We start from the raw sequence: 13,247 nt of genomic DNA, 5'->3' as shown, positions 1-13,247 counted from the left end.
CGTGATTGCAAGAGATCATCAGATTCTTGTTACCGGATATGTTGGAAGCCCTGCTGGGCTTCCGCATTGCGATGAAGCAGGCCACCTTCTAAAAAAAATGCTGCACAGTGACGGAACTGTCAGTCAGCATTGTGTAAGAACCGTTCATGCGGAGCAGAATGCAATCTGCCAGGCTGCTAAACGTGGAATTTCTATTGACGGCGGTACTGTTTACTGCAAAATGACTCCGTGCAGAACCTGCGCAATGCTTTTAATTAACTGCGGAATAAAAAGGGTTGTGTGTGAAAAACACTACCATGATGAAGCCGACAGCCTAAAAATGCTTGAGGAAGCTGGAATAGCGATTGAACATTTGGAAGATAATGTCCAGACTTACGAAAATATGTAATAAAAAAGGCTGTCTTGGAAGTTTTACTTTTCAGACAGCCTTTTTTTTGTTTTATTTTAAGTTTTCATGCAGCCATGATTTGAACTGGCTGTAGTTGTTTTCCATTTGAATTGATTTGTCTTCGAGGCGCATAACTTTTTCAAGCCTGTCTGGAATTATTGGTTTTGAGCCGATTGCCTTTTCGACTATTGAGCCGAATTTTGCAGGATGGGCTGTTTCCAAAACTACGCCGATTGCGTTTTTCCTAGAAATTACATCATCTGCCCAGTCAGGGAGATTTGGTGTAAGACCAGGTTTTGTGTAATCATGTTTTTTGCCCTGTGCAAGTTCTGCCATGGCTCCGTTTTTAATATCGCTCCATGCTTTCCAGCCGACAGCTCCATGAGGATCGATAGTGTAGCCTGTTTTTGCATAGCAGTCTTTGATTGAATCGATGATTCCGCTGTCATCAAGCCAATAAGAAGCAAATAGATGACGTACATCGTCAAGAGAATACATTGCTGAAATTCGCTCATAATTGCTTGGAGCACCAACGTCCATCGCGTTTGCATAGGTTGTTACTGAAGGTCGGGCTTTGTAGTCTCCTGTTGCAATCCAGTCTGGAATTGTTCGGTTTGTATTTGTTGCAGCGACAAAACCTGTGATTGGAGCGCCCATTTTTTTTGCGATAAGTCCAGATGTCAGGTTTCCGAAATTTCCGCTTGGAACAACCATAATTATAGAAGGATTTTCAATTCTATTGTACTGCCATGCTCTGTTTTTTACGTAGAGCGAAGCGTACATATAATAAAAACTCTGAGGAAGAAGGCGGCTGATATTTATTGAATTTGCAGATGAGAGGCGAAGTGAAGCGCGAAGCTCGTTATCTGTAAATGCTGTTTTTACAAGTTTTTGGCAGTCATCGAACGTGCCTTTTACTCTTAGAGCACGGACGTTTCCGTCAAAAGTTGAAAGCTGTTTTTCCTGAAGCGGTGAAATTTTTCCTTCTGGATACAAAATTGTAACATCAAGCCCCGGAACATTGTGAAATGCGCTACCTACGGCAGAACCTGTATCTCCAGAAGTTGCAACGAGAATATGGAGCGGTTTGTCTTCGTTGCGGTTGAAATATGACATTACACGTGCCATAAAACGAGCACCGAAGTCTTTGAATGCGCATGTTGGACCGTGAAAAAGTTCGAGAACGTATGAATTCGGGTCGAGACCTGAAACCTTAGCAGGGAAAGGATAGGCATCGTTTATGAGTTTTTTAAGATCGTTTTCTGGAATTTCTCCTTCAACGTAAGGTTTTGCCATTTCAAAAGCAATATCGCGAAGGTTTGGCTCCGGATTTTTATTTAAAAATGATTTATCAAGTTCTGGAAAATCGACCGGAATATAAAGTCCTCCGGTTTTTTCATTCATGCCGCTGACTACAGCGGTTTTTAAATCTGTCTTTACAGATTTGTCTCTTGTGTCTGTGAAAATCATCTGTTTATCCTCACTTTTATAAATTAAAGTCCGTAGATTATTTCGTGCGCCAGATTTTCTGCCAAAAGTTTTCTTGCAGAATTAAGGCAGTTCCAATCTTTATCTTCTGTTACCGTAGCTGTGCTGCGCAGTTCGCATAAAATCGAGCCATTTTTCATATCAAGACAGGTAAGGTTTCCTTCGAGCGTGAGCGTGTATTTTTGGTCAGCATTTTTTTCAATTGGTGTAAGATATTTTACTTTTCCAAAAATAAGATATGCAGAATTTGAACCTACGAGATTTGACGCGGTTTTATAGACTGTCGGAATGTCGTCTGTCAAAATTGCATTTGAAAAATCAGCATTTCCGATTCTTACAAAACCTGAGCGCATAAGCGCCATAAGAAGGTTTGACGAAGAAACTGAATTGCTTAAAATCGGTTTTCCTGATGCATTGAAATCTACGATTGCGACAGTTCCGCCACGTGAAAAGAGGTTTGTCTTAACTTTGTAAGGCGCGCTTACAGAAACTTTTTCTGCGAGTTTTGCAATTTCTGCGTTTGTAACATCGCCGGAAGGATAAACACTTATTTCGCTGTTAAACGAAAATGTCGGAGTTGCAGGTACGAAAATTACAGTTCCAGAAGAATTTGTCGTAAGATTTGCCAGAGAAAATGTCGGCTGACCGTTAATTTTTGTTTCAGGAAAACTTATTGAGAGCTCAAGGCCTGCAGCCGGAGTTCCGTCTGCTTTTTCTGCTTTAAAAACGAATGGCGAAGAAAAAGCCTTTCCTTTTGTTGTTTCTTTTGGACTTGAAACAACTGAAAGTTTGATCCCCTCAATTTTTTTTGCATATATTGATTCTTCGGTTTCTTCTTTTTGTGCCGAAACAGAGCTGTTTACAACATTGAGTTTTCTAGGAACCTGAGGTGTTTTTGGGCGCTCAATTTCTTCAGCCTGCTCGATTTGAGGCTGCGGCTGGTCTTTTGGAGCTGATGCGCAGGATGTTATAAAAAAAGCAACTGATGTCGCAATGCTTAAAGTTACAGAAAGTGATTTTTTCATGATGTCTCCAGATAAATTTTTGCCATATGTATTTTTTTTATGGGAAAAATAGCATACCTTCTAATTTTATCCTAAAATCAAGTTTTTCTCAATAAAAAAACAGACAGTAAAAAAATTAAATTTATGGAAGTTTTATCAGTTCAAAATATTGCTAAAAAAGTTTCAAAAACCTATCATTTAGTCAGTGGGGCTGAGAATTCACTTTTAATAATGCAAAATAAAAAAAAGACGAGGCATAAAAATGAGACCGACTTTCGCTAGAATTCACCTTGAAAATTTAAAATATAACCTTGAATATATTCGCTCAAAAATAAACAAAAATGCAAAGATGTGTGTTGCGGTAAAGGCTGACGCCTACGGTCATGGCGCCGTAGAATGCGCAAAAACCGCCGTTGAGTGCGGAGCGGATTTTCTTGCTGTTGCGACTGTGGATGAAGGCATTGAGCTTCGGCTTGCAGGAATAGAAGTCGGAATTTTTGTTTTGAGCTTGTGCCAGAAAGAAGAAATGGAAGAGGTTGTAAAAAATGAGCTTACGCCTCTTGTTTTTGATGAAGAATACATCGGCTTTGTTGCGGAAGCTGCAAAAAAATACAAAAAAAACGGCTTTAACGTTCACCTGGCGGTTGACACCGGAATGGGAAGACTTGGCTGTCTTGCAAAAGATGCCGGAAAAGTTGCAAAAAAAATCGCAGAAACAGGTGTTTTGAAAATGGGCGGAATATGCACTCACTTTTCTGTCGCAGACAGTACCCAGCCTGAAAATTGTGAGTATACGGAAAAACAGTTCAAATTGTTTTTGGAAGCGGTTGAAAACGTAAAAAAAGAAGGAATTGATCCTGGAATCCGCCACTGCTCAAATTCGGCGCTTACACTGACTCATCCAGAAATGCACCTTGATATGTGCCGTCCTGGAATTATTGCATACGGATATTATCCAGGTCAGGTTGATAAAAAATATTTTGAAAAACTTGGTGAAAAAACTTTCTTAAAACCTGTTATGGAGCTTGTAACAAAGGTTGTCGCAATCCGCGAATTTGAAAAAGACAGGTCTGTTTCGTATGGCAGAAGATGGACTTCTTCTAAAAAAACAAAAATCGGAGTTCTTCCAATTGGTTATGCAGATGGACTTTTTCGCTGTTTTAATGAAGATGGCAAAAAACTTTATGTTGCAATTAATGGAAAAAATTATCCTGTCTGCGGAAGAATATGTATGGATCAGTGTATGATTGAGCTTGGAGAAGACAGTAATATTGAACGTTATTGTGAAGCCGTAATTTTTGGACCTGAAGAAAGCGGAGCTTTGCAAAGCGCTCAAAAAATTGCCGATATGACAGGAACTATCAGCTATGAAATTACATGTGGAGTTTCAAAGCGTGTGCCTAGAATTTTTGTAACCTCCGCAACCAGATAAAACGAGCCTGTTATGAGCAAAGTTTTTTTGTTTGAATTGCAAAAATCAAGAACTTTCTCGATTTGTTTTTTGTAATTCGAATCTGAATCAAATAAAAGACCTGCAGAAACAAACGAATTTTCGACTTCTGACAGGTCTGATTTTTTTATATTGCCTGGAACTGTCAAAAATATTTTTTGAAAATTTTGAGAATCTGTACATATGCTCTGTGAAAATAGTTCTGCGATTTCTTTGCTGTGCTTGTCCTGGGCGCAGGCAAAAAGAAGGGCGTCGATTTTTATTTTTGCGTTTTTTACTGTTTCCAATGTTAATTTTATGCTTTTTGGCGTGTGCGCTCCGTCCAGAATAAGATAAGGAATTTTGCTGAAATTCTGAGGACTTTTTACAAGCTCAAAACGGGCTGGAAGCGAAGTTTTTGAAAGGCCTTTTTCGATAATATCTTCTGAAATTTCTGGAAATGCGGTTTTTACTGCCAGAGCCGCAAGCGCTGCGTTTTGAGCCTGAAATTCTCCTGCAAGATTTAGCTCCGCGGTTAATGGGCGGGAAAAAAACGAAGATGAGATAGCCATTTTAGTCTTTATTTTTTCCGATGATGTGTAAATTTTTGTACTAATTTTGCAAATTTCATCGACAAAAAATATTTTTGCGTCTTTTCGGGCTGCAATTGATTTAAAGACTTCTTTTACGGATGGAATTTGCGGTGCTATAAAAACAGGAGTTCTTTCTTTTATAATTCCGCCTTTTTCTGCCGCGATTTTTTCTACTGTGTCTCCGAGATATTCTGTGTGCTCGAGTTCAATTGGGCCTATGCAGCAGGCTTTTGGCTTTATGACGTTTGTCGCGTCGAGCCTTCCTCCGAGTCCGACTTCAAAAACAGCCGCATCAAGTTTTGCTTTTCTGAAGCATAGAAAAGAATAGAGCGTTACGAGCTCAAACCATGTAATTGGGCGGTCTTTTAAGAAAGTTTTTGAATCAGTGCAGTTTATTAGACACTTTAGCTCTTCTGCTGCGTCTTCATAGTTTTTTTTGGACAAAAAATTTTGATTTTGGGTGATTCTCTCCAGAAAGTTTTCAATGTGCGGCGAGCTGTAAAGTCCGGTTTTTAAGCCTGCTTCTTCGAGAATTGAGGCTATGAATGCGGATGTTGAGCCTTTTCCTTTTGAGCCTGCGACGTGAAATGTTGGATATGAGAGTTCTGGGTTGCCTGCGAGTTTTGCAAAGTGTTCCATTGTGTCGAGCCAGAACATGTTTTTTTGCGGAAGTTTTTCAAAATTCAAGAATGAATCGAGCCAGTTTTCAAAATTTGCAAGATAAGGAGAAGAAGGTGCGGTGTTTTTTGTCATAGAAATGATTTTAATTAAAACAAATGTTTAAGAAAAGTGTTTGAAAGAAAATAAGTCCGCTCATGAGAAAACTCGTGCGCATTTTTTTTGTTAGGCCGGAAAACTTAGCCCGGATCGCCACGGAAAGACCGGACGAGCGAAGCGAGGAGGACTTGCAGTAAGAGCCGGTTTGAAAGGAAGCTGTGCTTCATTCTTGATTTTTTTGTTCTTAGATTGAAGAAAATGCTGAAGTTTTATATAACTTTAATGTAACTTTTTATGTTGCTTTAATTTTGATTTTTGCAGGGAAAATAAAATGTCTCAGACTGAGGAAAAACTTGAAAATAATGCCGATAAAATTCTTGCCGAAGCGGTTAGAAAATCTGAAATGATTGAAAAAGATATTGTTGTTAATCCGAAAAAATACCGTGTTTTGACAGGCGACCGTCCGACCGGAAATCTTCATATTGGACATTATTTTGGTTCGCTTAAAAATCGTGTCCGCCTTTCTAAGCTTGGCGTTCCGACTATGGTTTTGATTGCCGATTATCAGGTTTTGACGGATCACGACGCATTTGACAAAATCAGTCAGAATACAAAGCAGCTTGTAATTGATTATCTTGCCGCGGGAATTGAACCTGGAAAAGATGTCTGCATTTATCCGCACAGCCACGTTCCAGAGGCAAACCAGCTTATGGTTCCTTTTTTGACTCTTGTTTCTAGTTCTGAGCTTGACCGGAATCCGACTGTAAAGGACGAGATTGAAAAATCTGGAATGAAATCGGTGAATGCCGGAATGCTTACGTATCCTGTGCATCAGGCGGTTGATATTCTTTTTTGTAAGGGAAATGTCGTTCCTGTCGGAAAAGACCAGCTTCCTCATCTTGAAGTTGCGCGTCTTATTGCCAGACGTTTTAACAATAAATTTTGCCCGAAGAATCCTATTTTTCCAGAGCCTTACGCCTTGCTTTCTAAAACTCCAATGATAAAAGGTCTTGATGGTTCTGCAAAAATGTCAAAATCGCTTGGGAATACGATTATGCTTTGTGCAAGCGAAGATGAGACTGCAAAGCTCATAAAAAAAGCAAAAACAGATCAGGAGCGTCATATTTCTTATGATCCTGTAAACCGTCCTGAAGTTGCCAATCTTTTGCAGATAATTTCTCTTTGTACTGGAGAAGAGCCTGAAGCTATTGCCGAGAGAATTGGCGATGGTGGCGGCGGTATGCTGAAATCTGTGCTGACAGAAGCTTTGAACGAAGAATTGCGTCCTTTGCGCGCAAAACGCGCCGAACTCGAAAGTAATATGGACTATATTAGAGGCGTCCTCAAAAAAGGTGTTGTCCAGGCCCGCGAGATTGCCGTAAAGACGCTGGAAGAAGTTCGTGCTGTAATGAATATGGAAATTTAATAAGGGTAACTTAATTGCAAAGCATAAATAGGGTTGAGGGCGAAAAAATTGTAATTCATGGCGCCCGTGTTCACAATTTAAAAAATATAAGCATAGAAATTCCGAGAAATAAGCTTGTAGTAATTTCGGGACTTTCCGGTTCTGGGAAATCATCGCTTGCTTTTGATACGCTTTTTGCCGAAGGACAAAGGCGATATATGGAATCTCTTTCTTCTTATGCCCGGCAGTTCTTGGGAAGCATGGACAAACCCGATGTCGATCAGATTGAAGGACTTTCGCCTGCAATTTCTATCGAGCAGAAAACAACTCATAATAATCCTCGCTCTACAGTTGGAACAGTTACCGAAATTTACGACTATTACCGTCTTTTGTTTGCAAGAACCGGGCATGCGCATTGTCCTGTCTGCGGAAGAGAAATTAAGGAGCAGTCTGACGATCAGATTGTCGATTCGATCATGGACTGGGGCGAAGGAACAAGAATTACGCTTTTGGCTCCGGTAATTCATGGAAAAAAAGGCGAACATCAAAAAATCATTGACGATGCAAAAAAATCAGGTTTTGTTCGCGCAAGAATCGACGGACTTATGGTTGAACTGGACGATTCAATAAAACTCGACAAACAGAAAAAGCATACGATTGAAATTGTCGTTGACAGAATTGCATTGAAAGATGACTCAAGAAAACGTCTTGCCGAATCTGTTGAAACTGCCTTGAAAAGTTCTGACGGAGTTCTTGTTGTTTTAAGGCGTGTAAATGACAGCAGCGAAAAAGGCTGGCATGAAGAAGAAGTGTTTTTTTCTCAAAAAAATGCCTGCCCGGACTGCGGAATTTCTATTCCGGAACTGCAGCCGAGACTTTTTTCGTTCAACAATCCTTTTGGAGCTTGCCCGGAATGTACTGGACTTGGTGAAAAAATGGAATGGGATTCAAAAAAAATACTTCCGGATTCTTCTCTAAGCTTTAACCAGGGGGCGTTTCCGTTTTTTAATCCGTCGAGCGAATGGAATCAGGCGATGTTTCAGGCGATTGCAAAAGAAAACGGCTGGACTCTTGATACTCCGATAAAAGATTTGACCCGCGAACAGTTTGACAGCCTGTGGAATGGCGATTTGACTAAAAATATCCGCTGGATTTACAAAAAACAGAGCGGAGAAGGCTTTTCTGAATACAACCGTCCGTGGATAGGAATTCTTTCGGAAATGAAAAGACGGCACAATGAAGCCTGGGGGGAATCTCAGCGTGTGCGGATTGAAGAAAACTATATGTCTGTTTCCGAGTGTTCATCCTGCCATGGAATGCGTCTTAGAAAAGAAGCGCTTGGCGTTACTGTCGGAGGAAAGAATATAATTGAACTTTGCAGTCTGAGCGTTGCGGACAGCATTGAGTTTTTTAAGCAGCTTGAACTTTCTGAAACGGAGAAAAAAATTGCGGTTCAGCTTTTAAAAGAAATAAATGCCCGTTTAAATTTTTTGAAGAATGTCGGACTTGAATATCTTACACTTGACCGTTCTGCAGGAACTTTGTCTGGCGGAGAAGCCCAGAGAATTCGTCTTGCAACTCAGATTGGCTCTGGTCTTACTGGTGTTATGTATATTTTGGACGAACCGAGCATTGGACTTCATCAGCGCGACAACCAGAGGCTTATCGACACTCTTAATTACCTTAGGGATTTAAAAAATACTGTAATTGTTGTTGAACACGATGAACAGACTTTGCGTACTGCCGACTGGATTGTTGATATAGGTCCTGGAGCTGGCGTTCATGGCGGAAAAGTGATTGCAAGCGGAACTCCTCAGCAGGTAATGCAGGTTGAACAAAGCGTTACTGGACGTTATTTGAGCGGAAAGCTTTATATGCAGCTGCCGGAAAAGCGGCGGGAAGGAAATGGAAGTTTTATTTCAATAAAAGGTGCGCGCGAACACAATCTAAAAAATATTTCGGTCGACATTCCTCTTGGAACCTTTACCTGCATAACAGGAGTTAGCGGTTCTGGAAAATCGACACTTTTGAGCGATATTTTTTATCCTGTTGTTTCAAATAAATTGATGAAGACAAGCTACAAGCCGGGGCTTCATGATGAAATTCTTGGAATTGAAAATATCGATAAGGTCATAAATATCGACCAAAGCCCGATCGGAAGAACTCCGCGTTCAAATCCTGTAACCTATGTCGGAGTTTTTGATGCGATCCGCGAGCTTTTTAGCACGCTTCCTGATTCAAAGGCTAAAGGCTATACTCCAGGCCGGTTTAGTTTTAACGTAAAAGGCGGGCGGTGCGAAAAATGCCAGGGCGCCGGAACTCTTACTATCGAAATGAACTTTTTGCCGGATGTTTTTATTCAGTGCGATGTGTGCCACGGTCAGCGTTTTAACAGCGAGACTTTGGACGTCCGCTACCACGGAAAAAATATTTCTGATGTTTTGAATATGACGATTGAGGAAGCTGCTGATTTTTTTGCCGCGATTCCGCATATTTCAAGAAAACTAGAAACTCTTAAAAATGTCGGACTTGGTTACATTCAGCTTGGACAGAGCGCGCTTACTCTTTCTGGCGGAGAAGCTCAGCGTGTAAAACTTGCAACGGAACTTGCCCGTCCTTCAACAGGAAAAACTCTCTACATTCTTGACGAGCCTACAACAGGACTTCATTTTGCAGATGTAAAGGTTCTAATGGAAGTTATTCAAAAACTTGTGGACAAGGGAAATTCTGTCGTTATGATTGAACATAACCTCGATGTAATTGCTCAGGCGGACTGGATTATTGATCTTGGTCCTGAAGGTGGAACTGGTGGCGGTCAGATTGTTGACTTTGGAACTCCTGAACACATTGTTGCAAACTGGAAAAAAACTGGAAGCTGGACAGGAAAATATCTTGAAGAAACGTTAAATGCGGCGCACAAAAACTGACGGTCTTGCAATGAGAAAAAAAGCGCTTTTAATATTTTTATTTTTTTCTCTTGTGTCTTTTGCTTTTTGTAAAGAATCTTCGGCTGAAGGGCAGGTTTCTGTCATAAATATTGAATCTGCCGAAAAATCTGAGTACAAAAAAGATCAGCTTTCTGGCGGCGACTGCATTATTCTTTCTGGAAATGTCGTAATTTCTGTTTCTCGCGGAAATGACAAAACAACAGTTTCTGCTGACAGAATAAACTACAACCGTTCTTCGGAAATGCTTTATGCGGAAGGAAACGTCTGTCTTGAACAGAGCGGCTCGTCTTCTGCCGGCGGAGAAAAAATCACCGCAAACAGTCTTCTTTTTAATACTTCGACCTTTGAGGGAGTTTTTGACAACGGCCGTGCAGTTCAAACTTCGTCAGATGCAATAAATCTTCCTTCAGGCTCTACTTTGATTGTTGCAAGTGAAATTTTCGGCAGGGATTCCGGAGGAACAATCGCTTTTAAAGGCGGCGAGCTTACTTTTTGCGACGATGAGAATCCTCATTGGAAAATCCGCGCGCGGAGAATTTGGCTTTTGCCGGGCGGAGAATTTGCCTTTTTTAGCGCGCTTCTTTATGTTGGCCGTGTGCCTTTGATTTATCTTCCTGCTTTTTATTATCCGAAAGACGAATTGATTTTTAATCCTGCGATGGGCTATAAATTCCGCGAGGGATATTTTATAAATACGACAACTTATCTTTATGGCCGGAAACCTGCGGACGCAAAATCTACAAATGACAGCTCGAATTCTGACGATGATGATAAAATAAATCCTTTCAGCTTTATGAAAACCGACTCTATGAAAGAGCAGGTGCGTGAAGGAATCGTGCTTCATAATCTTGATGCGGATTTTAAAGGCGACACTACAAATCATGTAAAAATTATGGCGGACTATTATGCAAATTTGGGAGCAATGGTCGGCGCTGACGTTGTGCTAAAACCTTCCAAGATACTTTCAGATCTTCAATTCAATACAGAACTTGGATTTAGCAATACTATTTTTAAAAACAATTCGGCTTATCTTCCGTACAACCAGCTTGGAGATAAGGTCCTGGATTCTTCAAACTTGATGGGCTATACTTTGCCGTTCCGTTATCAGTTTAACCTAAAGCTTTCGATTTCTTCTCCGTTCAACCTTACGCTTTCAATGCCGCTTTATTCGGATCCATATTTTGACTATGATTTTAACAATCGCGCGGAGACAATGGACTGGATTGACTTTCTTATGTCTGGTGTTGCAACTGACGATTCTGAAGAAGACAGCGTTACGACGGTTTCTTCATTTAACTGGAATTTAAACGGCTCTTATACTTTCAAATTGCCGGAATTCATAAAGCCTTTTGTTTCTACTCTTTCAATTTCTAGTTTTTCTTCTTCGATAGTTTTTTCTTCCCAATCGGCGGCCTTGACTGACCGTGATGAATACAGGAATGACTCGGCATGGGCGAGCTATACTCCAGAACGATATTTTTACTATCCGAGCCAGGTTACGCCTTTTAAAATCGGCGCAAAAATTTCTGGAACGATTTTTCAGTATCCGAAGGCTTCGGCATCTTCAAAAAAACAGTCAGTTTCGCTTTCTTTATTGCCGCCTCTTGAATTTGATGACAAAAAAAATGAAGAAAATTCTGACAAAAAAGAAGAAAGTTCCGATTCTGAAGAAAATATTCTTTTTGATGAGTCTGCGCTTCCATCGATTGCCACGTTGAACGGTTCTGTACGCAGCTTAAATGGAATTACCTACAAACTCGGTTACAGTATTTCGCCGGATTTTACTTCACAAATTTCATATTCATCTTCAAATTTAAAGATTCCTGAAGATTTTGATTGGCGGACTGTCCAGGCAACTTATATTCAGGTAAAAGCTCCGGCAACTTTGACGAGCAATCTCGGTTATAAAGACAGCTTTCTTTCGCTTGCAGACACTTTTACGTTCAATCCGGTTTTTCAAAAGCATCCTTATCTGAACAACGACACTTCGGACGGAGGATATTCTGAATCTTCAATTGCTTCGATTAAAAAAGCCGACTACAATGCAAGAAAACTCGATTTGACGGACACGAACGCGCTTACTTTTAAGCCTCTCTATTACACGAATTATTTTTCAAATACGGCCCTCACATGGAATACGACCGTAAAAATGATCCAGACAAAATACATAAGCGACGACGTAAACAATCCTGAGTGGGAATATCTTACGATGGATTTGACCGACGAAGAATGTGTAACGACACATAATCTGAATCTTGTTCTTGCTGCAAATGAAGGGGATTTTGGACAGCAGCTTTCGCTTACGACAACTCTTCCTCCTCAGGTTGATTCTTACACAGGCGTTTTTTCGCTTAATTTTCCGTACACAACTTTTTCTGTCGGAACAGGAATCAAGCAAAAAAGTTCTACTGACGACACCTGGGTAAAAAACGATATTTCGCAGTCGCTTTCATTTAAGTTTTTTAACAGCAAATTGAGTCTTTCTCAGTCTTACGTTTATGATTGGGAAGAGGAAGAGCACGATTCCTTTAAATTTTCTTTGAGCGGTTATGGCGCGCAGCTTGCATATACAATGAGTTATTCAAATGTTTATGAATTTGACGTTGAATATGATTCAAACGGAGATATAACCAGCCGAAAAGGATGGAAGTCAACTTCAGACAAAAAATTCCAGCCATATTCGTTGAGTTTTGCGTACACAAGTCCTTCAAAAACGTTCAAGCACTGGACCGACAAAATTTCGTGGACACCGTCACTTTCTACAAGTTTTGTCTATGATTTTGTGCGTCCGACAAGCAGTTATTTTGTTTTTATACCGAAGATTACTTTTAAGATAAATGAGCTTCTTGATTTTTCATTCAGTTCTGAAAGCCGCAACAACGTAATTTACAGATATTTCTGTTCAGATTCAGATTATGCCTATTATTACGGAAACAACGGAGAAAGAAATGTTTTGAATGATTTAATAGATTCATTCAGGCTTGATAGCGACGAAAAACGGAAAAATTCCGCCTTTAAGCTAAAATCTCTTGTAATGTCGATAACTCACGATCTTGACGATTGGGATTTGAACTGTTCGTTTAAAATTTCACCGCGCTACATTTCTGCAACTTCTAGCCAGCAGGCGCATTACGACTTTAGTCCGTATTTTTCTTTGAGCGTAAGCTGGCGGCCAATGTCAGGAATGAAGACGGAAATTCTTGATGAATATGGAGAATGGAGTTTAAAATAAATTCAGTTTTTTGATGATTTTTTTAAAGAAAGGTGATAGAATA

General features: G+C 40.2%; 8 protein-coding genes. 5 read left to right on the top strand and 3 right to left on the bottom strand.

Annotated elements, in window-relative coordinates; all coding sequences use genetic code 11:
- Nucleotides 1-388: deoxycytidylate deaminase (locus tag B3Y13_RS01895; protein WP_296692383.1), on the top strand; the 388-nt coding region annotated here is incomplete at its 5' end.
- Nucleotides 389-439: 51 nt separating this feature from the next.
- Here B3Y13_RS01895 and thrC read toward each other — a convergent pair.
- On the bottom strand, nt 440-1,858 hold the full coding sequence (gene thrC / locus B3Y13_RS01890) for a threonine synthase (protein ID WP_296668279.1): 1,419 nt from the start codon (nt 1,856-1,858) through the stop codon (nt 440-442).
- Nucleotides 1,859-1,881: 23 nt separating this feature from the next.
- Nucleotides 1,882-2,901: a hypothetical protein gene (locus tag B3Y13_RS01885; protein ID WP_296692380.1), complete on the bottom strand. Its 1,020-nt coding sequence runs from the start codon at nt 2,899-2,901 to the stop codon at nt 1,882-1,884.
- A gap of 241 nt (nt 2,902-3,142) precedes the next feature.
- Between B3Y13_RS01885 and alr the strand changes: the two genes are divergently transcribed.
- Nucleotides 3,143-4,312: an alanine racemase gene (gene alr / locus B3Y13_RS01880; protein ID WP_296692377.1), complete on the top strand. Its 1,170-nt coding sequence runs from the start codon at nt 3,143-3,145 to the stop codon at nt 4,310-4,312.
- Here the strand turns inward: alr and B3Y13_RS01875 are convergent.
- Nucleotides 4,246-5,655 (bottom strand): bifunctional folylpolyglutamate synthase/dihydrofolate synthase, encoded by a 1,410-nt coding sequence (locus tag B3Y13_RS01875; protein WP_296668274.1) that lies wholly within the window; start codon nt 5,653-5,655, stop codon nt 4,246-4,248. The two genes, alr and B3Y13_RS01875, sit on opposite strands and share 67 nt — an antisense overlap.
- Before the next feature lie 295 nt (nt 5,656-5,950).
- Between B3Y13_RS01875 and trpS the strand changes: the two genes are divergently transcribed.
- The 3 genes from trpS to B3Y13_RS01860 are packed head-to-tail and all read left to right on the top strand — an operon-like array spanning nt 5,951 to nt 13,204.
- Nucleotides 5,951-7,045 carry a tryptophan--tRNA ligase gene (gene trpS, locus B3Y13_RS01870; protein ID WP_296692374.1) on the top strand — a complete coding sequence of 365 codons (1,095 nt, stop codon included), beginning with the start codon at nt 5,951-5,953 and terminating at the stop codon, nt 7,043-7,045.
- Nucleotides 7,046-7,068: 23 nt separating this feature from the next.
- Nucleotides 7,069-9,951 carry an excinuclease ABC subunit UvrA gene (gene uvrA / locus B3Y13_RS01865; RefSeq protein ID WP_414718183.1) on the top strand — a complete coding sequence of 961 codons (2,883 nt, stop codon included), beginning with the start codon at nt 7,069-7,071 and terminating at the stop codon, nt 9,949-9,951.
- Complete coding sequence (locus B3Y13_RS01860) at nt 9,932-13,204, top strand: hypothetical protein (RefSeq protein WP_296668269.1); 3,273 nt, start codon at nt 9,932-9,934, stop codon at nt 13,202-13,204. The genes uvrA and B3Y13_RS01860 overlap by 20 nt, the downstream gene beginning before the upstream one ends.
- Nucleotides 13,205-13,247 lie beyond the last annotated feature (43 nt).

It is taken from the genome of Treponema sp. UBA7567, assembly GCF_002476655.1.
GTDB lineage: Bacteria > Spirochaetota > Spirochaetia > Treponematales > Treponemataceae > Treponema_D.
Note: the sequence above shows the minus strand (reverse complement) of the source record. Positions and strands in the feature narration are given on the sequence as shown.

What these genes read in the sequence shown, in the direction of transcription:
- trpS (WP_296692374.1), top strand. Translation starts at nt 5,951, where the DNA reads ATGTCTCAGACTGAGGAAAAACTTGAAAATAATGCCGATAAAATTCTT.
- B3Y13_RS01875 (WP_296668274.1), bottom strand. Translation starts at nt 5,655, where the DNA reads ATGACAAAAAACACCGCACCTTCTTCTCCTTATCTTGCAAATTTTGAA.
- B3Y13_RS01860 (WP_296668269.1), top strand. Translation starts at nt 9,932, where the DNA reads ATGCGGCGCACAAAAACTGACGGTCTTGCAATGAGAAAAAAAGCGCTT.
- alr (WP_296692377.1), top strand. Translation starts at nt 3,143, where the DNA reads ATGAGACCGACTTTCGCTAGAATTCACCTTGAAAATTTAAAATATAAC.
- B3Y13_RS01885 (WP_296692380.1), bottom strand. Translation starts at nt 2,901, where the DNA reads ATGAAAAAATCACTTTCTGTAACTTTAAGCATTGCGACATCAGTTGCT.
- thrC (WP_296668279.1), bottom strand. Translation starts at nt 1,858, where the DNA reads ATGATTTTCACAGACACAAGAGACAAATCTGTAAAGACAGATTTAAAA.